The sequence below is a fragment of the Burkholderia paludis genome, from assembly GCF_000732615.1.
Classification (GTDB): domain Bacteria; phylum Pseudomonadota; class Gammaproteobacteria; order Burkholderiales; family Burkholderiaceae; genus Burkholderia; species Burkholderia paludis.
The window spans coordinates 149,523-170,668 of sequence record NZ_JPGL01000011.1; the positions used below are offsets into that span (position 1 = coordinate 149,523).

Annotated in this window: 22 protein-coding genes; 10 read left to right on the top strand and 12 right to left on the bottom strand. The window is 66.1% G+C overall.

What is annotated here, in order from left to right; translation table 11 throughout:
• Window positions 1–112: 112 nt before the first annotated feature.
• The 8 genes from GQ56_RS0107935 to GQ56_RS0107970 form a co-directional block, all read right to left on the bottom strand.
• A complete protein-coding gene (locus tag GQ56_RS0107935; protein ID WP_031398147.1) occupies window positions 113–475 on the bottom strand; it encodes a RidA family protein in 363 nt (120 codons plus the stop codon).
• Window positions 472–1,905: an NAD(P)/FAD-dependent oxidoreductase gene (locus tag GQ56_RS0107940; RefSeq protein ID WP_031398148.1), complete on the bottom strand. Its 1,434-nt coding sequence runs from the start codon at window positions 1,903–1,905 to the stop codon at window positions 472–474. Before GQ56_RS0107940 ends, GQ56_RS0107935 begins: the two co-directional genes overlap by 4 nt.
• Entirely contained in the window at window positions 1,902–2,210 is a 309-nt protein-coding gene (locus GQ56_RS0107945; protein WP_031398149.1) for a (2Fe-2S)-binding protein, read from the bottom strand. Before GQ56_RS0107945 ends, GQ56_RS0107940 begins: the two co-directional genes overlap by 4 nt.
• On the bottom strand, window positions 2,188–3,288 hold the full coding sequence (locus GQ56_RS0107950; protein ID WP_031398150.1) for an NAD(P)/FAD-dependent oxidoreductase: 1,101 nt from the start codon (window positions 3,286–3,288) through the stop codon (window positions 2,188–2,190). The genes GQ56_RS0107945 and GQ56_RS0107950 overlap by 23 nt, the downstream gene beginning before the upstream one ends.
• Window positions 3,285–4,082, bottom strand: a complete 798-nt coding sequence (locus GQ56_RS0107955) for an ABC transporter permease (protein ID WP_031398151.1) — start codon at window positions 4,080–4,082, stop codon at window positions 3,285–3,287. The genes GQ56_RS0107950 and GQ56_RS0107955 overlap by 4 nt, the downstream gene beginning before the upstream one ends.
• Window positions 4,079–4,978 (bottom strand): ABC transporter permease, encoded by a 900-nt coding sequence (locus GQ56_RS0107960; protein WP_052001141.1) that lies wholly within the window; start codon window positions 4,976–4,978, stop codon window positions 4,079–4,081. Before GQ56_RS0107960 ends, GQ56_RS0107955 begins: the two co-directional genes overlap by 4 nt.
• A gap of 14 nt (window positions 4,979–4,992) precedes the next feature.
• Complete coding sequence (locus GQ56_RS0107965; RefSeq protein ID WP_031398153.1) at window positions 4,993–6,057, bottom strand: ABC transporter ATP-binding protein; 1,065 nt, start codon at window positions 6,055–6,057, stop codon at window positions 4,993–4,995.
• An 85-nt stretch (window positions 6,058–6,142) separates the two neighbouring features.
• Window positions 6,143–7,168, bottom strand: coding sequence for an ABC transporter substrate-binding protein (locus GQ56_RS0107970; RefSeq protein WP_052001139.1), 1,026 nt, complete (start codon window positions 7,166–7,168; stop codon window positions 6,143–6,145).
• Between the two features lie 139 nt (window positions 7,169–7,307).
• Between GQ56_RS0107970 and GQ56_RS0107975 the strand changes: the two genes are divergently transcribed.
• The gene (locus GQ56_RS0107975; protein WP_031398155.1) at window positions 7,308–8,207 is read left to right on the top strand and encodes a LysR substrate-binding domain-containing protein; all 900 of its coding nucleotides are present in this window, start codon (window positions 7,308–7,310) and stop codon (window positions 8,205–8,207) included.
• 694 nt (window positions 8,208–8,901) lie between these two features.
• Window positions 8,902–9,324 carry a hypothetical protein gene (locus GQ56_RS0107980; RefSeq protein ID WP_031398156.1) on the top strand — a complete coding sequence of 141 codons (423 nt, stop codon included), beginning with the start codon at window positions 8,902–8,904 and terminating at the stop codon, window positions 9,322–9,324.
• A 280-nt stretch (window positions 9,325–9,604) separates the two neighbouring features.
• Here GQ56_RS0107980 and GQ56_RS0107985 read toward each other — a convergent pair whose 3' ends face one another.
• Both GQ56_RS0107985 and GQ56_RS0107990 read right to left on the bottom strand, forming a co-directional pair.
• Entirely contained in the window at window positions 9,605–10,012 is a 408-nt protein-coding gene (locus GQ56_RS0107985) for a hypothetical protein (RefSeq protein ID WP_152601688.1), read from the bottom strand.
• 143 nt (window positions 10,013–10,155) lie between these two features.
• Complete coding sequence (locus GQ56_RS0107990) at window positions 10,156–10,629, bottom strand: cupin domain-containing protein (RefSeq protein ID WP_031398158.1); 474 nt, start codon at window positions 10,627–10,629, stop codon at window positions 10,156–10,158.
• Window positions 10,630–10,810: 181 nt separating this feature from the next.
• On the opposite strand from GQ56_RS0107990, the gene GQ56_RS46215 reads away from it, so the two are divergent.
• The 5 genes from GQ56_RS46215 to GQ56_RS0108015 all read left to right on the top strand — a co-directional run bounded on the left by GQ56_RS46215 (window position 10,811) and on the right by GQ56_RS0108015 (window position 15,692).
• The gene (locus GQ56_RS46215; RefSeq protein WP_200877977.1) at window positions 10,811–11,338 is read left to right on the top strand and encodes a hypothetical protein; all 528 of its coding nucleotides are present in this window, start codon (window positions 10,811–10,813) and stop codon (window positions 11,336–11,338) included.
• A gap of 287 nt (window positions 11,339–11,625) precedes the next feature.
• Window positions 11,626–13,983: a TonB-dependent receptor gene (locus tag GQ56_RS0108000; protein WP_031398160.1), complete on the top strand. Its 2,358-nt coding sequence runs from the start codon at window positions 11,626–11,628 to the stop codon at window positions 13,981–13,983.
• A 32-nt stretch (window positions 13,984–14,015) separates the two neighbouring features.
• Window positions 14,016–14,609, top strand: coding sequence for a MotA/TolQ/ExbB proton channel family protein (locus tag GQ56_RS0108005; protein ID WP_031398161.1), 594 nt, complete (start codon window positions 14,016–14,018; stop codon window positions 14,607–14,609).
• Window positions 14,606–15,004: an ExbD/TolR family protein gene (locus tag GQ56_RS0108010; protein ID WP_031398162.1), complete on the top strand. Its 399-nt coding sequence runs from the start codon at window positions 14,606–14,608 to the stop codon at window positions 15,002–15,004. Before GQ56_RS0108005 ends, GQ56_RS0108010 begins: the two co-directional genes overlap by 4 nt.
• Window positions 14,997–15,692 carry an energy transducer TonB gene (locus GQ56_RS0108015; protein ID WP_235212659.1) on the top strand — a complete coding sequence of 232 codons (696 nt, stop codon included), beginning with the start codon at window positions 14,997–14,999 and terminating at the stop codon, window positions 15,690–15,692. The genes GQ56_RS0108010 and GQ56_RS0108015 overlap by 8 nt, the downstream gene beginning before the upstream one ends.
• 268 nt (window positions 15,693–15,960) lie before the next feature.
• On the opposite strand, the gene GQ56_RS0108020 is transcribed toward GQ56_RS0108015, so the two are convergent.
• On the bottom strand, window positions 15,961–17,286 hold the full coding sequence (locus GQ56_RS0108020) for an alpha-hydroxy acid oxidase (protein ID WP_161788555.1): 1,326 nt from the start codon (window positions 17,284–17,286) through the stop codon (window positions 15,961–15,963).
• On the opposite strand from GQ56_RS0108020, the gene GQ56_RS0108025 reads away from it, so the two are divergent.
• Window positions 17,285–18,172, top strand: coding sequence for a LysR family transcriptional regulator (locus tag GQ56_RS0108025; RefSeq protein WP_031398165.1), 888 nt, complete (start codon window positions 17,285–17,287; stop codon window positions 18,170–18,172). The genes GQ56_RS0108020 and GQ56_RS0108025 overlap by 2 nt on opposite strands.
• Before the next feature lie 56 nt (window positions 18,173–18,228).
• Here GQ56_RS0108025 and GQ56_RS0108030 read toward each other — a convergent pair whose 3' ends face one another.
• Window positions 18,229–19,548: an MFS transporter gene (locus GQ56_RS0108030; RefSeq protein ID WP_031398166.1), complete on the bottom strand. Its 1,320-nt coding sequence runs from the start codon at window positions 19,546–19,548 to the stop codon at window positions 18,229–18,231.
• Between the two features lie 375 nt (window positions 19,549–19,923).
• Between GQ56_RS0108030 and GQ56_RS46900 the strand changes: the two genes are divergently transcribed.
• Together GQ56_RS46900 and GQ56_RS0108040 are read left to right on the top strand one after the other, a co-directional pair.
• Complete coding sequence (locus GQ56_RS46900) at window positions 19,924–20,046, top strand: hypothetical protein (protein WP_265183109.1); 123 nt, start codon at window positions 19,924–19,926, stop codon at window positions 20,044–20,046.
• Window positions 20,047–20,350: 304 nt separating this feature from the next.
• Window positions 20,351–20,857 (top strand): surface-adhesin E family protein, encoded by a 507-nt coding sequence (locus GQ56_RS0108040; protein ID WP_031398167.1) that lies wholly within the window; start codon window positions 20,351–20,353, stop codon window positions 20,855–20,857.
• Window positions 20,858–21,146: the final 289 nt, after the last annotated feature.

Genomic DNA, 21,146 nt, shown 5'->3' on the forward strand with positions numbered 1-21,146 from the left:
CGGCTCCGCCCGGCGCGCGGCGACGAAGCCGTTCGCCGTCGCGCGGACGTCGTTCGACGCGGAGGCAAGGCAACCGTGGCCGACGCCTTGCCTCCGGGCAGCACGCGACGCGTCAGACCGCGGCCGTCGCACTGAACTCCACCAGCAACTCCGGCAGCCCGAGCGTGGCCTGCACCGTGCAGCGGGCCGGCAGGTGGTGCGGGTCGACCCAGCCCTGCCAGACGGCATTCATGCGATCGAACAGCGCCATGTCCTTCAGGTAGATCGTGACCGACAGCAACTGCTGCCGGCTGCTGCCCGCCTGTTCCAGCAAGGCGTCGATGCGCCCGAGCGCCTCGGCGGCCTGTTCCTCGATCGTGTGCGCATCCGGTGCGCCCGACGACGTCTGTCCGGCGAGAAAGAGAAGATTGCCCGCGCGCACCATCTTGCTCATGCGTGCGTTGCCTGCGGTTCTGACGATAGGGGTGTGATTCATTTGGGTGCAAACTCCGTCGGTTTGGCTGCTTCGGGATCGGGGACGTGAGACGCGGCAAGATCGCCGAGACTCACCGGCTTGATGGGCGGCCGGATGCGGTAGTAGCCGACTTCCGCCACGGGCTTCGCGTGCGCCTCGGCGAGCAGTTCGGCGACCGTGAGGCCGCACAGGCGACCCTGGCACGGCCCCATTCCGCAACGGGAGAACGACTTGCTCTGGTTGGGCCCGGTACAGCCGAGGCGGGCCATCGCCCGGATCTCGCCCGCGCTGACTTCCTCGCAGCGGCAGACGATCGTCTCGTCGGCCGGGCGGCGAAAGGCGTCCGCCGGACGGTACAACGTGTCGAGGAAAGGACGCACGGCGCGGTGCCGGTCGAGATGCCGCCGCAGCGGGGCGGCCTGCCGGTCGAGCGCATCGCGGCTCAGCGCGCCGAGCCGGTGGCACACGGTCAGCGCGGTCAGCGCACCCGCGGTGCGGGCCGCGAGCGCGCCGTGGATCCCGGCGCCATCGCCCGCAATGAAGAGGTTGGGCACCGTGGTCTCTCCCCATGCGTCGGTGCGCGGATGCCAGCAAAGCTGGGCTTCGTCCCAGCGATGCTCGCAGCCGATCGAACGCGTGAGCTGCACGTTGGGCACCACGCCCTGATGCAGCAGGACGACGTTCGCCTGGAGCGTCGACGTGCGTCCGCCCGCCGTGTATCGCACCGACTCCGCACGGCCGTCGCCTTCCACGGACAGTTGCGTCACGTGGCGAATCCGCGGAATGCCGCTGCGCCGGATCGCACTCAGCAGGCGGCGGCCCTTGAGCAGGTACGCCGGCGTACGCAACGCGCCGGGCAGGTCCGCGAGCGCGCGCCAGTAGTTGCGGGCAGGCGTCGTATCGAGGAGCGCCGCCGGCGGCCGGTTTGCCTGGATGAGCTGCCACGCGAACAGATACATCAGCGGCCCGCTGCCCGCCAGCACGACCGGCCCGGCGGGCAGCAGGGCCGACGACTTCAGAAGCGTCTGCGCGGCCCCGACGCCCATGACGCCGGGCAGCGTCCAGCCCGGGACCGGGCAGGGCCGCTCGTAGGCGCCGTTGGCGATGACCACGGCTTTCGCACGGATCTGCCCGCTCACCGTGGTGGCGCCGCGCCGCGTGAAGCTGATCTCCAGCGTGCGCGTGATCTGCCACACGAGAGTTTCGGGCCAGTAACGCACGCCGGATTGCAGGAAGCGCACGACGAGGTCGGCGCCCTGGGTATAGTCTTCACCGAGCAGCGTCGAATCCGGCAGCGGCGAATAGCCGACGTTCCGATAAATTTGGCCGCCGGGCGTCGGGTTCTCGTCGAGTACCAGCACGCCGAGGCCCGCACGTGTCGCGTCGAGCGCACATGCCATGCCGGCCGGGCCCGCGCCGACGATGATGAGGTCCACAGTTTCGATTGTCATACGAGTGCCCTCGCGCCGGCCATGGCCTTGACGATCATCCCGTCGCGCACGCGCACCATGCAGGCCTGTTGGTTAGGCATGCCATCGATTTCGACCAGGCAATCGAAGCACACGCCCATCATGCAATACGGCGCGCGCGGCGCGGCGCCTACCGGGGTATGACGGAACACCGTGACGTCGGCGTACAGGAGTGCGGCCGCCACGCTGGCATATTCCGGCACGTCCACCTCGCGCCCGTCGACGACGATCCGCACGGTGCGCGGCCTGGTGCCGTCGATCTGACTAAACAGCGAATCGTTTTGCATAGAAGTAGTCCAGAAGAGAAGGGCGTTGACCGCCGAGCAGCCAGCCGACCAGCAACTCGCAATGCGCGGCGGCGAGCGTCACGCCGCTGTGGCAGGTGGCGATGAACGCACCGGGGTGCGTGACGGATTCCTCGTAGACGGGCATGCTGTCCGCCGTCATCACGCGCAGGGCGCCCCATGCGCGCACGACGCGGACCCCTTTCAGCAGCGGGAACTGCGTCACGGCCTTGCGGGCGATGTGCGCGACGATCTCGGGCGTGACGCCGTCGTCCATGCCGACGTCCTCCGCGGATTCGCCGAGCAGGAGCGATCCCTCCGCCGTCTGACGCACCGAGAGCGTCGGATACCTGAGGAACGGGCGCACGCGCTCGGTCACGAGGATCTGGCCGCGCAGCGGCACGACGGGTGCGCTCAGCCCGACCATGGGCGCGAGTTCCCGGTTGCCGAGGCCCGCGCACAGGACGACGCGCCCGGCCTCGACCGTGCGCTTGCCGGTATCGATGCGAAAGCCGCCGTTCGCGCGCTCGATCGAGCGGGCGGGCGCCTCCGGCACGTAGTCGCCGCCGGCCCGCTCGAACGCGAGGAACAGCGCCCGCAGCGTATAGAGCGGGCTCACGTGGCCGTCGTTTTCCGAGTAGACCGCGCCGGCCACGCTCGGGCCGATCTCCGGGATGCGTTCCGCCAGCTGCCGGCGATCCAGGACGTCGTACGTGAGGCGCGCGTCCTGAGCGTGTATATGGCGTAGCGTATCCACGCTGCCTGCCAGCGCTTCGTCGGTCATCGCGATGTTGATGCCGCCCGCGCGGGAGTAGCCGAGACTGAGCGAGGACGCCTCTTCGAGCTCCGCCGCGAACGCCGGCCACAGCAGCGCCGATTCGAGCGACCAGCGACCGTAGTCGACCTGCTTCCGGCCCTTGCCGGACACCCAGATCAGGCCGAAGTTTCCGCGCGCCGCACGCACGCTGGAATCCTCGCCGTCGAGCACGATCGTCTTCTGGCCGCGCTTGGCGAGCCCGTAGGCGATCGCCATGCCGACCAGGCCGCCGCCGACGATCGCGAAGTCATATTCCTGTTTCATCCCTGTTTCCCCATAAGAACCTTGTCGAGCCCGACGAGCCGGTCGAGCGCGAACATCAGGCCCAGCGTGACGGCCATGATGACCGTGGCGACGGCCGCGACCATCGGATCGACGGTCTCCGTCATGCTCATGTAGATGCGCACCGGGAGCGTGATCGTGGTCGGCGCCGCGATGAAGATGGTCGCCGTCAGTTCGTCGAAACTGCTTGCGAAACCCAGCACCCAGCCGGCGGCGATGCCCGGCACCAGCGCGGGCAGCGTGATGCGCCGGAAGGTGGTCCACGCGCTTGCGCCGAGCGAGATGGCGGCGTGTTCCGCATCCCGCGTCGTCACGACCAGCGAAGCCATGATGAGGCGCAGGCAATACGGGAACACCAGCATCACGTGCGCCATCACGAGCGACACGAACGACCCGGAGACGCCGATGCGCGTGAACAGCTGCAGCAATGCGACGCCGATCACGACAGGCGGAATCATCAGCGGCGAGAGCAGCAGCGACTGGATCGCGTCGCGGCCGGCGAAGCGGTAGCGCGTCAGGCCCAGCGCCGCCGGTACGCCGAGCATCGCCGCCAGCGTGGCCGAGAGCGTGGCGAGCCACAGGCTGTTCCCGAACGCCTGGGTGAAATCCGGATCGCTGACGAGTGCATGGAACCAGCGCGTCGAGAAGTGCACGGTCGGCACGCTGAGGAGATTGCCCGGCGTGAACGCGACGAGGCAGACGATCGCCAGCGGCGCGATCAGAAACACGGTGAAGAGGGTATGGAAGCCCAGTGCGAAAGGACCGTTCCGGTTCATGATGTGGCCTCTCCAAGACGGCGCTTGACGCGTCGCTCGATCACGCGACTGTAGAGCGCGACGACGCCGAGATTGAGCACGAGCAGGCAAACCGCGATCGCGGCGCCTGCCGGCCAGTTCATGCTGTGCAGGAACTCGTCGTAGGCGGCGGTCGCGACCACCTTGAGGCGTCGCCCGCCGATCAGCGCCGGCGTTGCAAACGCGCTCGCGGTCAGCGCGAACACGATCAGGCTGCCGGACAGGACGCCGGGCAGGGTCTGCGGCAGGACGATGCGGCGCCATACGGTGAACGGGCTCGCGCCGAGCGACACGGCCGCGTTGGCGATCTGGGGATCGAGGCCTTGCAGCGAGGTCCAGACCGACAGCACCATCAACGGAACCAGTGCGTGAACCAGCACGACCACCACCGCGGGAAACGTGAACAGCATCTGCGGCGGCGTATCGACCAGGTGCAGGCCGGTCAGCACCTGGGCGACGACGCCCTGACCGTCCAGCAGGATCGACCAGCCGAGCGTGCGCACCACGGCCGAAATGAACAGCGGCCCCAGCGTCAGGATCAGGAAGAACGACCGCCAGCGAGCCGACATGCGGAAGATGAAGTAAGCCTCGGGGACACCCAGCACGATCGTGCCGACGGTGACGCTGAGCGCGAGACCGAACGTGCGCAGGAAGATCCCGTGATAATACGGATCGCTGACGATCTGCACGTAGTTGTGCCAGGAGTAGACGTCGAGCACGCCGCCCGACGCCGCGTCGAAGCCCTGCAGGCTCAGCATGCCGACGAGTGCCATCGGCACGATGAGCAGCAACGCGAAGAGCAGCGAGACGGGCGCGACGAGGAGCGGGCCGGCCGGCCGCCGGCGGCGCTTCGCATCCGGTCGCAGCGGCGGGATCATGGGGCGGGAAGTGCTCATCGCGGGCCCTCCGCGGCAGGCGACGCGAGCGGGCGCAGTGCCGTGTCGTGCCAGTAGAGGCCGACCGCATCGCCGACCTGTGCCACTGCGTTGCCGCTGTTCGCCAGCTGGACCTGCAGCTCGCCGATCCCGGTGCTGACGTTGACCGACCAGCAGTTGCCTTGAAACGCGCACGCGCTGACCTGCCCGTCGACGTGACCCGTGCCGCTCTCGACCAGCGCGATGCGTTCGGGACGCAACGAGAACGCATGCTCGCCGCACGGGTGCGGCGCATCGAGCGGCAGGCTCGCCGGCCCCACCTTGAGCACGTGCTGCGTGCCGTCGTAGGCGACCTGGCCGCGCAGCACGTTGGCGCGACCGATGAAGTCGGCCGCGAAGAAGCTGCCGGGGTCGTCGTAGACGCCGGTCGGCGTATCGAAGCGGACCACCGTCCCCTGATTGAGCAGCGCGACGCGATCGCTGATGGCCAGCGCTTCCGCCTGATCGTGCGTGACCATGACGGTCGTCGTGCCGACCTTCCGCTGGATGGCCCGCAGTTCGGCCTGCATGTCGTGACGCAGTTTCGCGTCGAGGTTGGAGAGCGGCTCGTCGAGCAGCAGCAACGGCGGCTCGATGACGAGTGCACGTGCGAGCGCGACGCGCTGGCGCTGGCCGCCCGACAGTTCACGCGGGTACTTCGACGCGTGACGGCCCAGCTGAACGAGGTCGAGCGCGGCGAGGCTCTGGCGCTTGCGCGCGGCGCGGTCGACGCGCCGCATCTGCAGGCCGAACTCGACGTTCTCCGCGACCGTCATGTGGGCAAACAGCGCGTAGCTCTGGAACACGATGCCGAGGCCGCGCTTGGCAGGCGGCACGCCGACCAGCGAGCGGCCCTCGAGGATAATGTCGCCCGCCGTCGGTTCGACGAAGCCGGCGATCATCTGCAGCGTCGTCGTCTTGCCGCAGCCCGAGGGCCCGAGCAGCGAGACGAACTCGCCGCGCGCGACGTCGATGCTCAGGCCGTCGACCACGACAGTCTCGCCGTACCGCTTGTTCAGGCGTTCGATCCGTAAATAGCTCATGACTCTTTAGACCTTCGAAATACACCGGCGACCGGGAAAGGGCACCTGGCGGCGTCGCCTGCCGCCTTCAGGTGCCTGCCGCGGCTCAACGCTCCACGTTGCGGTTCCATTCCTGGGTCCAGGCGGCGCGCTTGTCGTTGACCACGTCCCAGTCGACCTTGAGCATCTTCGCGACGGCATCCGGCGTGGAGACGCGCGCGGCGACCGCCGGGGGCAGATGGGTCAGCTTGTTGGCCGGCGCGACGCCTTCTTCTTCCGCGTACATCGCCTGGATGGCCGGCGACAGCGAGAACTGCACGAACTTCTGCGCGAGTTCGTTCGGTGCGTCGTGCTTGACCGGGCACATGCTCAGACCCAGAACCACCGCGCCTTCCTTCGGCGCCACGAACTTGACCGGCACGCCCTGGTTGCGCAGCGCCTGCGTGCGGCCGTCACCCCATGCGGCAAGCGCGATGCTGTCCGTCTGGAACAGCTCGGAGATTTTCCCGGGCGACGGATCGAACGACAGCACGTTCGGCGCGATCGAGGACGTCATCTTGTCGAAGCCGGGCTGGATGTTCTGCTCGCTGCCGCCGTTCAGGCGGGCGAGCACGATGAGGGCCTGCAGGCCGTAGCCGTTGCTGATGTTCGGAAACACGACCTTGCCCTTGTAGCGCGGGTCGGCAAGATCGCGCCACGAGGTCGGCGGCGCCCATCCCTTCGCCGCGAACAGCCGCTCGTTGTAGACGAGGCCGGTGGCGTTCATCCCGATCGTCACGGCCTTGTTGCTCTTGAAGCGGGCGACGTCGTAGAGGTTCCGGTAGACGGGGGCGTCGGTCAGCGTGTCGCAGAAACCGAGCTGGATCGCCTGGTACATCGGGCCGTCGTCGAGAAACACGACATCGAGGCTTTCCTTGCCCTTTTGCGCCTGAAGGCGCGCCATGGTCGTGGTCGAGTCGCCGGGGACGACCACCACCTTGACGTTGTTTGCTTTCTCGAACGGCGGGATGATCTTTTCCCGCAGCAGTTGTTCGAAGGATCCGCCGAAGGCGCCGACGTAGAGCGTCGTTTCGGCATGGGCCTGCGCGGCGAAAGCGCCGGCGAGCAGAATCGGGACGATACATTTGCGCATCAGAGTCTCCATCCATATTGAAATGTTATGCTGCGATTCACCCGGTGCGATCCGGGTTACTTGTAGTTTTGTTTGCCAGAACCATGCCGTCAAATCAGTAATTCATGGCGATGAATGCATGAATGTTATGGGGTAGGAGATGAAGAGCCGTCAGCTGGAAGCGTTCCGGGCGGTGATCCTGCGGCAGTCGATTACGCGGGCTGCCGAGATGCTGCACATCACGCAGCCGGCCGTGACGCGCCTGATCCTCGATCTGGAGTCGGAAATCGGCTTCAGCCTGTTCACGCGCGAGAAAGGCAGGCTTTTCCCCACCGCGGACGCGTTGCTGCTCTACCAGGAAGTGGAGCGCTCGTTTGTCGGCGTCGAGCGGATTGCCCAGGCGGCGCAGCAGATCCGTTCCCTCACCCGGGGATCGCTGAACATCGCCGCGGCGCCGGCGCTGGCGTTGAACCTGCTGCCGGAGTGGATTACCGATTTCACGCGGGAACACGAAGGCGTGGCCGTGTCGCTGCTCATCTACGGGACGAGGCTGGTCGGCGAACTCGTGGCGAGCGAGCAGTGCGACATCGGCCTCGTGACGTACACGACGTGGCAGCCGGGCGTGAGGCTCGAGGCGCTGTTCAAGGCCGACATGAAATGCATCGTGCCCAAAGGGCACCGGCTTGCCAGCAAAGGGGTCATCACACCTGAAGACCTGGCGGGCGAGAAGTTCATCTCGTTTCCGCGCGAGCTGGATACGCGCCGCATCATCGACGAAATCTTCGCCGCGCAGCGGATCGAGCGGGTGATGAGCGCCGAGTGTCAGTTGTCGGCCGCGATCGCGACGTTTGTCGCGCGCGGCGCCGGCGTGTCGATCATCGATCCGGTTTCCACCGATTACGTGACCGACGAAGTCTCGGTGCATGACTTCGTGCCGGCGATCCCGTTCGAATACGGCATCGTCACGTCCGACCGGCAGCCGCCTTCGCGTCTTGCGTCCGCTTTTCTGGCGTTCGTGCGCGAGAGGGTCAACGATCGGATGCGCGAGCGGCGTATCTGAGCGAAGGCGGGCGGGGGGCGGCGCCGAACGGGGGGCGTGAATGCTTCATTGGGCTGGCCGGACAGTGAGCGTCTGGCAATCAGGTTCGGGCCGCCGGCAAACCCGTGCGGCCAAAGCGGCTTCTTCCGCGTCGCATGGCAATCCGCCGACCATTGCGCTTGCCGACGTCGTTCCGCTGCGGCTCAGGTTTCCATGACGCACCGTTGGATTTCAGGATCTGCCGCTACCGGCCTGTCGGATTTGATAAATTGGCTCCCGCTTTGCTGATGCTCGCCAGCATGAGTCTCCGAACCGACAAGCGTTCGGTCGCTGCGCGTTGATCCCGGATCGATCGAGGCCGGCCCGGTGCTTTGGTCCGTTCCTCGGCCGTCAACCCGGTTGAAAAGGGAGGGCGCCAGTCTTGCGAGCGGTGCTCGAAGTGCGGCAGCATGGACGTCTTGTCGATCGTGCCGGTGAAGGCGCTGGAGCCGCGAACGCCTGGCTGCGCAAGATGAATGTCGAGGAGATGCTCAAGGCCGGGATCGTAGGGGCGTCGCCTGCAACAAGGACCGGGATGCTGCCGGCATGAGATGTCCGTGCATGCCGCGTCCAGCCGGGGCTCGGCGATCCGGCCGGCACGCCGGATCGCCGAAAACGCGCACATGCCATAATTCGCCGGTTCCTGAGCTACCGGACGCATTGTGTCTTACGCGAAATGATTTTGATCAGATCTCTTGCTGCCGCCTGCCTGTTGCTGGCCGGATGTATTGCCACGGCGCACGCCGAGACGTACCCGCCGGAAGTGTCGAGAAACATCGACAAACTCCAGTCCAAGTGTGCCGGCAAGTCCAACGACCCCAAGGCGCCAGCCTGCATCGAATACAAGGCCACGTTGGCACGCACCATTCCACCGGCCGTCCAGGCATTGATGCATCAGGAAGAAATGGCCGACGACAAATGCCGGAACGGCCCGGCGCCGCAACTACTGCCTGACGGACAATACGCGCCGGGAAGCGCGTGCGCGCGGCGCGAACAGGTGATGAAGGCCATTCACCAGCACGGCTGGTGCTGGGGGCACACGGACATGGATAGCTACCATCCGGGTTGGGTGATCTGTCATCTCGGAGAATGGCAGTAAGGCCGGTTGAGTTCATCGCCGGTTTCGGCCAGTCGGCGCTGCCGATGGCGGACGTCCGGCTGTTGACTCGCGTGCCCGATGCAAGACCGGGCCAGATTGGCCGGCGTCATCGACATCCTCGGGCAAGGTCGCATCGGCGAGCGACACTTGCAGGTGCCTATCATGTCGAAGGGGTTGTTTTCGGCGCTTTTGTTGGCCGAGTCCAATGCGCCTTCCAGGCCGGCTACCGCCCCGCGCGGTGCAGGCACGGTCGTTGAGGCGGAGCGTCTGCCGGACCAGGCTAGAGGTATTTGAATTTGGTGACCTGGATGGCGCCGTTGAATCGACCGACCTTGAACTGAATCGGCTCCGTCGTATTTGCCGTGGTGCGCTCCATGATCCACGGAATCGGTCGATACGTCAGTTTCCTGTCTTTGATAATCAAATCCAGGATTTCGTGCTCTTCGATATAGGCGCCGATCGGAGACTGTCCGGTGGGTCGCCATGCCCAATGAGCCGGCACGACGCGCTTTGTCATGACGCTGGCCGTTCCGGTCTGCGTTCCCACACCCGCAAAGTTGGCGATTTTGAACAGTGTCGTGACAAGACCGGCGGCGACCAGCGCGTAGAAGAAAAGCGTGCCCGCGGCACCGAAATAGCCGCTGCTCGCGAACGCGAATGGAAGCGACGCAATGTGCTGCATGGACACGGACGATCTCCTGTTCGAAAACGGGGGCGCTTATCAGTCGGATTATCGAATATCCATTGTGGCTGGCGCAATTGTCCGGCATCCCGACTCACATACTGGGCATCCGTTCGGGACGCGCAACTCCCCGGAAGCAGGCATCGGGATCAATAGGATTCGCCGTTCTTGTGCTCGAAGACCCACTGTCCGTTTGAGCCCATCACTGCAACGAGATCGTCCGCTGCATAGCTCACGGCGTCGCCGGATACCCGACTGCCGACCTCGATGATCGTGGCATCGCCTGTCGAGTTGTTTTGCAGGTGGTGCGGCATGCCGTTCGCGTGAAACCCCGCGCACATGCCAGGCCGCATCAGATAGCTTTCCTCCCCGACATGGAGCGTGACCTCGCCGCTGAGGACATACACCCACTCGTCCTGCTTCGAGTGCCGATGGTGGAGGGCAGACACCGCGCCGGGGCTCAATGTCGTCAGGTTCACACCAAACTGGCTCAAGCCGAACGGATCGCCGAGCGGTTGCTTCTGCCGTCCCTTCATGCGGGACGCGAACGGCTCCGGGTAGTTTGAGGGTTTGGTGCGCGGTGTCGCATCGGCGGCGACCATGCAGGCTTTGGGCTGATCCATTCGCAATCCTCATTCCATCAAGATGGCCATGAGAAATTGTGTAAATTCACGCGGGAACCGTCAATATTGATTCGAATAATCAACCTGTTTTCAAATTGACCGTGCACCGCGGTTGCTTCGAGCGCCTTGGGTTGCGTCTGCGATCGCCGACGATTCTCGCGTCAGACCGGGTGTCGCGTGGTTGCGTTGGGTCGAGATGCGGGCGGATGGCGCGATCGCGCTGTGCCGGTTAAACAGCGTCGGCGCGCGAACTCACGCGCCTGCCCGCTTCACCGTGCGCATCGCACGGACTGCACGGCCTGTCGCCGGCGGGTTGAAAACGCCGTCAGGCCACTTCCACCGGCCCGTGATCGTCGCAATGATCGCCATGCGGATGATGAAGGTGTCCGTCGACCAGATAGTCGACGTGATCGCCATGCGGTACCGCTTCGTGCCCGCAACCGGGCCCATGGACGTGACCTGCCTCGTGGCCACCGCAGCCCGGCGTACACCGGTCCGGGTTTTGCGCGCTGACCTCGATCCTGTGTTCGTCGATGTGATCGCCGTGCGGATGGTGCAGATGGCCGTCGTGCAGGTAGTCGACGTGGTCGCCATGCCGGATGGCGGTGTGACCGCAGCCCGGAGCATGCTGATGGTCGTGGTGGGCATGATGGGGTTCGTTGCACGTGCTCATGCGTATCTCCTCGATCTGCAGGGTGCCAGCCCGTGAGGACAGTCTAGTACACGCAAAACGGGGATTTCGACGACGCGCGCAAGCGCGATCGACGCCCACTTCCCGGCCATCGACAGGGCGGTTGTGCACGAGAAATGCAATGTTATATCATCTCGAATCCGGCGCGATGCGCCGTCATTCCGCGTGCTCGTGCCGGCAGCAGCCTTGCCGTCGACGGCAAAAAGTGCACTGTAAGTGATATGTTATATCATATCAATTGCGGTGAGGCGGCATTTTTGGATGCGCTTCTGCGGGAACACGCGATCTCCACCCCAAACCGCACAATGAAAATCAATCGTTCGCTGCTTTCACAGGTCGCCATGCTGGCATTTGCCGCGGCCGGTCATGGTGGTGCATTCGCCGCCGACGCCGGCGCGACGCTGGCCGGCACCGTGGCCGATACCCACGGCCATGCGCTCGCCGGCGCCCGGATCGTGCTTCAGGATGCCGGCGGCCACGCGGTGGCGCACGCCGAGTCGGGCGCCGACGGCCGCTTCCGGATCGAGCACCTCGCCCCCGGCACGTACGCGGCGGTGGTCGATGTGCGCGGTTATGCGACGGACACGCGCATCGCAACGGTTGCCGAAGGGCAAGCGCCCGCGGCGCTGGACGTCAGGCTCGGCGGCGCCGACGTGATGGAGGTCACCGTCAGCGCGAAGCGGCTCGATCGTGCGCGCAACGGGCTGCAGCCCGAGACCGGCGCGAGCGTCTACCGGTTCTCGCAGGCCGATATCGACACGTTGCCGCAAGGCGACAACACGCCGCTCAACCAGGTGCTGCTGCAGGCGCCGGGCGTTGCCTACGATTCGTTCGGCCAGCTCCACGTACGCGGCGATCACGCGAACCTGCAATACCGGCTGAACGGCATCATCATCCCCGAGCCGATCAGCGGCTTCGGCCAGTCGCTCGACTCGCGCATCGTCGAGCAGATGAATCTCGTGACCGGCGCGCTACCCGCGCAATATGGCTACCGCACGGCCGGTGTGGTCGACATCCGCACGAAATCGGGCGACACCGGCAACGGCGGCACGATCGACGTCTACGGGGGCAGCCATCAGACACTCCAGACGAGCGCGGACGTATTCGGCTCGAACGGCCCGTTCAGCTACTACTTCTCGGGCACGCTCGGCGAGAACAACCTCGGCATAGAAGCCCCGACCTCGAACGGCAATCCGCTGCACGACCACACGCGGCAGGGCAACGCGTTCGGCTACATGTCGTTGCTGCTGAATCCGCTCACGCGGGCAAGCGTGATGTTCGGCACGACGAGCAATCGATTCGAGATCCCGAACACGCCGGGCATCGCGCCGGCATACACGCTGGCCGGCCAGTCGACATTCGATTCCGCCGCGCTCGACGAGACGCAGGCGGAACTGAACAACTTCGCGGTGCTTGCGCTGCAGGGTACGAACGGCGGCGCCCTCGATTACCAGGTCGCGCTGTTCACGCGCTACACGCGCACGAAATTCAACGCCGATCCGGTGGGCGACCTGATCTTCAACGGCGTCGCATCCGACGATTTCCACAGCAATCGCGCGAACGGCGTGCAGACCGACTTCACGTATCGCCTGAACGATCGCCACACGTTGCGCGCGGGCCTGATGTTCGAGCGCGAGCATGCGGTGTTCGACGACGATGTCACGGTCTTTCCCGTCGATGCGAACGGCAACCAGCTATCGGACGTGCCGACCACGATTCCGGATTCGCACGACCAGTCCGGCTACCTGTTCAGCCTCTACGCGCAGGACGAGTGGAAGATCACGCCGAAGCTGACGCTGAACTACGGGCTGCGCTACGACCGCATGGACGAGTACGTGCAGGCCGGCCAGTTGAGCCCGCGCATCGGCGTCGTCTATCAGGCGACCGGGTCGACCGTGCTGCACGCGGGCTATGCGCGCTATTTCACGCCGCCGGCGTTCGAGCTCGTATCCGATTCGACGATCGGCAATTTCGCGGGGACGACGAACCAGAGTCCGAGCGCGCAGAACGATCCGGTCAAGCCCGAACGCAGTCACTATTTCGACATCGGCATCACGCAGCGGCTCACGCCCTCGGTGACGGTCGGGCTCGACGCGTACTACAAGAAGGTGTCCGACCTGCTCGACGAAGGCCAGTTCGGCAACGCGCTGATCTTCACGCCGTTCAACTATCAGGACGGGCGCGTGTACGGCCTCGAGTTCACGTCGAGCTACAGGCATGCCGACGTATCCGCATACCTGAACGTCGCGTACAGCCGCGCGCAGGGCAGGAACATCGAATCCGCGCAGTTCAACTTCACGCCCGGCGAACTCGCGTACATCGCGAACAACTGGGTCTACCTCGATCACGACCAGCGCATCACCGCGTCGTTCGGCGGCGCGTACACGCTCGGCAGGACGACGTTCAGCGCCGACGGCATCGTCGGCAGCGGCTTGCGGCGGGGCTTCGCGAACACCGACCGCCTGCCGTGGTACACGCAGGTCAATCTCGGCGTGGTCGAGCGCTTCGACGAGCCGATCGTCGGCCGGTTCGACGCGCGCGTGTCGGTCGTCAACACGTTCGGCCGCGTCTACGAATTGCGCGACGGCTCGGGGATCGGCGTCGGCGCACCGCAGTTCGGCCCGCGGCGCGCGATCTATGCGGGATTGTCGAAACACTTCTGACCGCCGGTTGCCGGCGCGGGAAAGGACACACGATGAATGAATGGGAAGGTTTCGCCGATGCGTTGCGCGTCGGCGGCTGGGTCGTCTATCCGTTGAGCGTGCTCGCGATCGTCGCGCTCGCGATCATGCTGGATCGTGCGTACGTGTTCTGGCGCTTCGGCAGGGGCGGGCGGGGCGCCACGTCGCATGAGCTGCCGGGCGGGCATGCGGTGCAGCGGCTCGCCGCGATCCTCGACGACGGCGACGCGCCGCTATGGCACGTCGAGGCGAAGGTCGAGGCGGCCGCGCAGCAGATCGAGCGCGACATGAGCCGCGGCCTGTGGCTGCTCGAGACGATCGTCACCGCCGCGCCGTTGCTCGGATTGCTCGGCACGATCGTCGGCATGATGCGGTCGTTCCGGCTGATCGGCGGCGACGGGCTCGTGAGCCCCGCGGGCGTGTCTGGCGGCGTCGCGCAGGCGCTCGTCGCGACCGCGATCGGCCTCGTGATTGCGCTGGCCGCGTTGTTTGCGTTCAATTATTTCTCGCGTCGCGTCGACGGGCTGATGGACGAGCTCGAAGCGCTCGCGAACGAACGGCTCGCCGAACTGCGCCTGGCGCGCGAGCGGGCCGGAGCGGCGTCATGAAACTGCGTCGCTCGCGCGCGTCGAAACGCGGCCGCATCGAGATCATCCCGATGATCGACGTCATGTTCTTCCTGCTCGCGACGTTCATGCTGACGTCGCTCGCGATGCAGCACCTCGATGCGGTCGGCATCGACCTGCCGCGCGGGCGTGCACGGCAGTTGCAGGCGGACCGGCCCGTGACGCTGGCGGTGAACCGGGCGAACCAGATCTTCGTCGATCGGCAGCCGGTGCCGCTCGCGCGCGTCGGCGACGCCGTCGCGCATGGGCTCGGACACCATCGCGACGTCGTCATCGCGGCGGACGACGGCGCGGCGCATGGCGTCGTCGTCCTGGCGATGCTTGAAGCGAAGCGGGCCGGGGCCGAGCATTTTCTCGTCGCGGTCCATCGTGACTAGACGCGGCTCGCCACTGTACGCCGGGCCGGAGCGACCCATGCGCAGGTTCGCGGTGGCGGTCGTGTGTGCCGCCGCACTCTGGAGCGCGTTCCTCGTCGACGCGATGCGGCTGTTCCCGGGCGATGGCCCGATGCCGCACGCGCCGGAGACGCTCCAGATGCAGTTGGTCGAAATGCCTGCACCCGTGCAAGCGGCTCCGCCTGCGCCTGTGCACAGCGTTGCGCCGAAGCCGGCCCCGGTACGTCGGGCGATGCCGACGGTGCGGCCTGCGGCACCGGCGAAGGGGAGCACGGCGGCGCAACCGGTCCGTCAGCCGGTCGCGCCGACGCAATCGCAAGCGGCGCATCCGGCGCCCGACGAGGTGAGGGCGGCGTCGGGCGCGCATGCGGAGTCGGCGGCCGCGCATCCTTCCGGGTCGGGCAGCGCCCAGGCCCGCCTGCTGTCGCAACCGCTGCCCGTGCTGCCCGACGATCTTCGCGAAGAGGGCTATCAGGCGGTCGCGGTCGCGCGCTTCCTCGTTCACGCGGACGGCACGTTCGATATCGACCTGGTGAAGCCGACGCCCAATCCCCGGCTCAATCAGATCCTGCTGGAGACGCTGCGCCGCTGGCGCTTCTTTCCGGCGACCGATGACGGTCGTCCTGTCGAGAGCCGGCAGGACGTACGCGTTCATTTCAACGTGGATTGAGCACGGTGGAGTCGCCGCGACCGAGTCGAGCGCGCGCGATGGTCTTGGCGATCGTCCCGACGCACCGGCGTTGCCTCAGCCCGTTGTCTTAACGAGCACGTCGATCCATGAATGGACGCCGCTCACATGCGGCGCGGCACCCGGACCTCGCGCAGCAAGCCAGCCGGCGATTCGCAACGGCTCGAACGATGACGCCTGAGGTAAGGCGGGAAGCGCATGCACCGACGAGTGCAATCCTGCTTTCCGGCGCAGGGCAGGACATCGCCGCTCACGTGTTCCGGATCAGCACATCGGGCGTCAGGCCACTGCAGCGATCCACGCCCAGCATCGCCATGTTCCGGTCGACTTCGTCGCGCAGCAGGCCGATCGCATGCAGCACGCCGGCCTCGCCGGCCACCGCGGCCGCGTAGTTGAACGGCCGGCCGACGAACACCATGCGTGCGCCCATCGCCACCGCTTTCAGCACGTCCGATCCGCGGCGAAAGCCGCTGTCGATCATGACCGGATAGTCGGCGCCGAGTGCGCCGACCACGTCAGGCAGGATGCGCATCGGCGAGACCGCGCCGTCCAGCTGGCGGCCGCCGTGATTGGACAGGATGATCGCGTCGGCGCCCACGTCGCGCGCGATCACGGCATCGTCGACGCTGAGAATGCCCTTGATGACCAGCTCGCCTTGCCACATCCGGCGAATCCGCTCCAGGTGCTGCCAGTCGAGGTGATCGCGCGCGGAGAAATCCCGCAACACGCTGGACGACAGGATCGGCGCGCCGCGCGTGGCGAAGGAGTTTTCGAAGTGCGGCATGCCGTGCGTCAGCAACGTGCGCGCGAAGGTGCCCGCCAGCCAGCGCGGCCGCGTGATGCCGTCCCAGAACAGGCGCGGCCCGGGGCGCAGCGGCGTGGTGAAGCCGGTGCGCACGTTGTTCTCGCGATTCGCGGACACCGGGATGTCGACCGTGATCACCAGCGTCCGGTAGCCGGCGCGTGCGACGCGTTCGAGCAATGCGGAGATGCGCGCGTCGTCGCCGGGCAGATACGCCTGGAACCAGGTGCCCGGTGCGGCGGCGGCGACGTCTTCCAGCGGAATCAGCGACGAGCCGCTCATGATCGACGCGATTCCCGCGTGGCGTGCGGCACGCGCGAGCACGACGTCGCCGCGATAGGCCGACAGCGCATGGATGCCCATCGGCGCGATGCCGAACGGCGATGCATAGCGCCGGCCGAACAGCTCGACCGTCTGCTGCCGCTGCGACACGTTGCGCAGCACGCGCGTCACGAAACCGTATTCGTCGAACACGGCGCGATTGTCGTCGCGCGTGCGGTTGTCTTCCGCCGCGCCGTTCACGTAGCCGAAGATCGGGCGCGGCAGCACCCGGCGCGCCCCGGCTTCGAAATCGTGCAGGCTCAGCATCTTGCGCAGCACGCGCGGCGGCTTGCGCGTCGCGGCCGCGGTGTCGTTTTTCCCGGGAATGGATGACGCGGATGAGTTCATGTCGACAGCCTTGTTTCGAATCGGTGCGGGAATTTTATGCAGGCGCGAGCGCCATAAAAAGCGATAATCTTCCAAGGAATTTGTTCGATAAAAGCGAAGAACCATGGCGACCCCGACCCTCAAGCAACTCGACGCCTTCTACTGGGCGGCGACCTGCGCAAACTTCTCGACCGCGGCGCAGCGGCTGCATCTGTCGGTTTCATCGCTGTCCAAGCGCATCAACGAACTCGAGCAGGTTGTCGAGCGCACGCTGTTCGATCGCAGCGGCCATCGCGCCGTGCTGACCGACGACGGCGAAGCGCTGCTGCCCGCGGTCGTGCGGGTGCTCGAGTCGGTCGCGGCGTTGCAGGATTCGGTGGCGAAGGACGAAGGATTGAGCGGCCGGCTGCGGTTCGGCGTCGGCGAGCTGTCGGCGCTGACGTGGCTGCCGCGTTTCGTCGCGGCCGTGCAGAAACTGCATCCGAAACTGGCGCTGGAGCCGTACGTCGACGTCGGCGCGGCGCTCGAGGAGAAGGTGGATGCGGGCGAACTGGACTTCGCGGTGATCGCGGGCCGTTCGTCGCGCAGCAGCGTGCTGTCGCAGCCGGTGGCCGAAACGCGGTTCGCGTGGATGGCGGCCGAGGCGCTGGTCGGCGACGAGCGGGTGCTGACGCCGGCGCTCGTCGCCCGTCATGCGCTCGTGCTGTTGCCGTCCGGGTCGGGCGTGACGCGCATTCTCGACGACTGGCTGCTCGCGAGCGGCCTCAACCATCCGCGCCGGATCGCCTGCAACAACTGGAGCGCGGTGGCCGGCATGTTGCGCGAAGGCGTCGGCATCGGCTTCCTGCCGGTCGACTGGGCCGGCGCGCGTTTCGGCGGCGATCTCGTGCAGTTGACGAGCGAACCGCCGCTGACGCCGCTTCCCTATGCGTTCCAGTGGCGGCGCGGCGACGTGCGCGGCCTGATTCCGTCGATGCTGTCGCTGGTGCGCCAGTACGCGGATTTCCGCTGACGGGATGGGCGCCGCCCCGTGTCAGGGCGGGGCGGCGGCGGGAGCGGACGCCATGCTCACGCTTCGTCGATGCGCGACACGCGCTTGGGATCGGGCATCCACAGATAGCAGACCAGCGAGACGAGCACGCACGCCGACACGTAGTAGAAGAACCACGCTTCGTGCCCGATGCTCTTCATCCACAGCGCGACATATTCGGCCGTGCCGCCGAACAGCGAGACGGTGATCGCATAAGGCAGGCCCACGCCGAGCGCGCGCACGCCGACCGGAAACAACTCGGCCTTCGCGACCGCGCTGACCGACGAATACAGGCTGACGATCAGCAGCGCGACGACGATCAGCGCGAGCGCGCTGCCGGTGCTCCGGACCCCGCGGAGTTCCTGGAAGATCGGCACGGTGCAGAGCGTGCCGAGCACGCCGAACGCGATCAGCAGCGGACGGCGACCGATGCGGTCGGACAGGCTGCCGAAGATCGGCTGCATCACGACGAACGCCAGCAGGCTGATCACGGAGACCATCGACGCATCCGCCTTGCTCATCCCCGCGCTGTTGACGAGGAATTTCTGCATGTACGTCGTATAGGCGTAGAACGCGACGGTGCCGCCGAGCGTCAGGCCGGCCACGATCACGCATTCGCGCTTGTGGCGGAACAGGTCGGCGATCGACGCGTGACGGCGCTTGCTCTGGCGATGCTGCTCGAACGATTCCGTTTCCTTCATGTTGCTGCGCAGGAAGATCGCGCTGCAGGCCAGCAGCGAGCCGAGCAGGAACGGCACCCGCCAGCCCCAGCTTTCGAGCTGCGCGGTGGTCATGAAGCACTGCTGCAGCACCACCAGCACGCCCATCGCGAACAACTGGCCGAGCGACAGCGTCGCGAACAGGAAGCTCGAATAGAAGCCGCGGCTGGACGGGTCGGCCATCTCGCTCAGATAGGTGGCCGAGCTGGCGTATTCGCCGCCGAGGCTGAGCCCTTGCAGCAGGCGCGCGACGATCAGCAGGACCGGTGCGGCGATCCCGATCGTGTCGTAGCCGGGCGTCAGGCCGATGATCAGCGAGCCGGCGCACATCGCCAGCACCGATACGAGCAGCGCGGCCTTGCGGCCCTTGCGATCGGCGTACATGCCGACGAGCCAGCCGCCGATGGGGCGCATGATGAAGCCGACCGCGAAGATGGCCGCCGTGTTCAGCAACTGCGCGGTCTGGTTGCCGTTCGGAAAGAACGCCTTCGCGAAGTACAGCGAAAACGCCGAATAGACGTACCAGTCGTAATACTCGATGAGATTGCCTACCGATCCGCTGAAGATGGACCGCAGGTTCGCGAAGGTTCCGGTCGGCCGGGAATCCGTGGCCGTTGCAAGAGGGCTGACGCGCGACACGTAATGTCTCCGTTTCGATTGTGCTCGTTATCCGTGCGAGCGCTGGCCGTGGGTCGGCCGCTCGCGATCGGGTTCGGCAAGGTTAGAAGAGGCGTCGCATCGTAGAAAGCGAATTAATGACAAGGAGCCTGTTCGCTTTATGGAAACGTCGGCTGGTCGGCCGCCGACCCATTGCCGGCGCGGCGGGAAACCGGTCTCATCGGTGCTGTTTCAACGCACCTTGCGGCGGAGCGGGATGGTGCGCGGCCCGACCGTGCCGCTATCGGTCGAAGCGGCTGAGCGCAGAGCGCCATATCGGCGTGGTGGTGGTGCCGCACGACATCAACATGGCGAGCCGCTTCTGCGACGAACCCATCGCGCCCAAGAGCGGCAGCCATGCTCGCGCATGGCCTGTTCGCCGAACCGATGCGCGCCGACATGCTCTGTGCGATCTACGGTAATCCGATGGGCGCGGTCGCGCATCCGCCCGACGGCATGCCGATCAGCTTCGCGCATTGAGCGCGTGCGACGGGCGGACGTGAATCTCGCCCGAGCCCGTGTGCGCCGCTGGTACACTCGGGCCGCCACGCGGCTTTTCGCGATCTCGTGAGTGTCGCGGGCCACTGCGGCGCGTGTCATCGCCACTTCAATGATGCACGGGTTTCCACGCCTCGCCGGGCAAAGCTCAGGTCGAGGCGCTTTGCCGCGATCGCCTCGCGCCGACGGACTTCAGGATTTGCCGTGACGCGCGTGCAGCGGTAGTCGAACGGGTTCGTCGCTGCCGGCAGCCCTGATCGAATCAACGCATTCCGGGACGGATATATTGAACAAGAAAATTGCCATTCTGACGGTTGCCATGCTCGCTTCGATACAGGTCCATGCCGAGGCGGATTGGCGCATCGTGGGGCAGACCGATGGCGCCGAGCATGCGTTGCTCTATGACAAAAGCAGCATCCGTCATTTGTCCGACGGCAAGATCGGACTCTGGACGCGAATGCTTTTCAGGGATCGTCAGGCTTACGCCAAACAAACCTACCAGCAGACGACCACGCATGGCGTTATCGACTGCGCCTCTCTGGACTGGACGATCGACTACTTCGTCCATTCAGGCATCGATGGCGATGTCGTCTTCAGTGGCCCGTTGAAGCCGCCGGCACAGTTGCCCGATCAGGCCGGTTCAATGCAGGAGCAGCTGGGGCACGTGGTGTGCGAAGACGGAAAGCAGTCGGAGTCGGCGACCACGATGACCAGCCTCGCCGATCAGGCGGTTGTCGAGGGAATGGCGAAACGGTTCATGCGGGGCGGGCAGGCTTCCCAGCCACATCAGTGATTCCGCGATGTCATGGCGGCCGGAGAGCGCGTCGACTCGTCTCGCTATCCTCGAGTTTCCGTCGATTTCGATAGTGCGGATTCGACCCATCGATCGTCCGCACGTGCCGATGTCCCCGGCGATTGATCGCTGCGTGTTGAAGGTGCTTCGGACGATGCCGGTTCTCATGAGCCGGTCGTCATCCGGATCCGTCGTCGCGAAGCCTTTCGCCTTCCGGCAAGTTGGCGGAGAGTGGTCAGATCATTGATCCGACGGGCTTTTCCCTGGCGTACACGTCGTCACCGATGCC

Bases quoted from the DNA above. Each gene is read 5' to 3' on its own strand.
- GQ56_RS0107990 (WP_031398158.1), bottom strand. From the start codon at position 10,629: ATGGATCAGCCCAAAGCCTGCATGGTCGCCGCCGATGCGACACCGCGC.
- GQ56_RS0107965 (WP_031398153.1), bottom strand. From the start codon at position 6,057: ATGAGCTATTTACGGATCGAACGCCTGAACAAGCGGTACGGCGAGACT.
- GQ56_RS0107940 (WP_031398148.1), bottom strand. From the start codon at position 1,905: ATGACAATCGAAACTGTGGACCTCATCATCGTCGGCGCGGGCCCGGCC.
- GQ56_RS0107970 (WP_052001139.1), bottom strand. From the start codon at position 7,168: ATGCGCAAATGTATCGTCCCGATTCTGCTCGCCGGCGCTTTCGCCGCG.
- GQ56_RS46900 (WP_265183109.1), top strand. From the start codon at position 19,924: ATGCTCGCGCATGGCCTGTTCGCCGAACCGATGCGCGCCGACATGCTC.
- GQ56_RS0107955 (WP_031398151.1), bottom strand. From the start codon at position 4,082: ATGAACCGGAACGGTCCTTTCGCACTGGGCTTCCATACCCTCTTCACC.
- GQ56_RS0108010 (WP_031398162.1), top strand. From the start codon at position 14,606: ATGAAACTGCGTCGCTCGCGCGCGTCGAAACGCGGCCGCATCGAGATC.
- GQ56_RS0107975 (WP_031398155.1), top strand. From the start codon at position 7,308: ATGAAGAGCCGTCAGCTGGAAGCGTTCCGGGCGGTGATCCTGCGGCAG.
- GQ56_RS0107980 (WP_031398156.1), top strand. From the start codon at position 8,902: ATGATTTTGATCAGATCTCTTGCTGCCGCCTGCCTGTTGCTGGCCGGA.
- GQ56_RS0107935 (WP_031398147.1), bottom strand. From the start codon at position 475: ATGAATCACACCCCTATCGTCAGAACCGCAGGCAACGCACGCATGAGC.
- GQ56_RS0107945 (WP_031398149.1), bottom strand. From the start codon at position 2,210: ATGCAAAACGATTCGCTGTTTAGTCAGATCGACGGCACCAGGCCGCGC.
- GQ56_RS0108000 (WP_031398160.1), top strand. From the start codon at position 11,626: ATGAAAATCAATCGTTCGCTGCTTTCACAGGTCGCCATGCTGGCATTT.
- GQ56_RS0107950 (WP_031398150.1), bottom strand. From the start codon at position 3,288: ATGAAACAGGAATATGACTTCGCGATCGTCGGCGGCGGCCTGGTCGGC.
- GQ56_RS0107960 (WP_052001141.1), bottom strand. From the start codon at position 4,978: ATGATCCCGCCGCTGCGACCGGATGCGAAGCGCCGCCGGCGGCCGGCC.
- GQ56_RS0108005 (WP_031398161.1), top strand. From the start codon at position 14,016: ATGAATGAATGGGAAGGTTTCGCCGATGCGTTGCGCGTCGGCGGCTGG.
- GQ56_RS0108020 (WP_161788555.1), bottom strand. From the start codon at position 17,286: ATGGTTCTTCGCTTTTATCGAACAAATTCCTTGGAAGATTATCGCTTT.
- GQ56_RS0108025 (WP_031398165.1), top strand. From the start codon at position 17,285: ATGGCGACCCCGACCCTCAAGCAACTCGACGCCTTCTACTGGGCGGCG.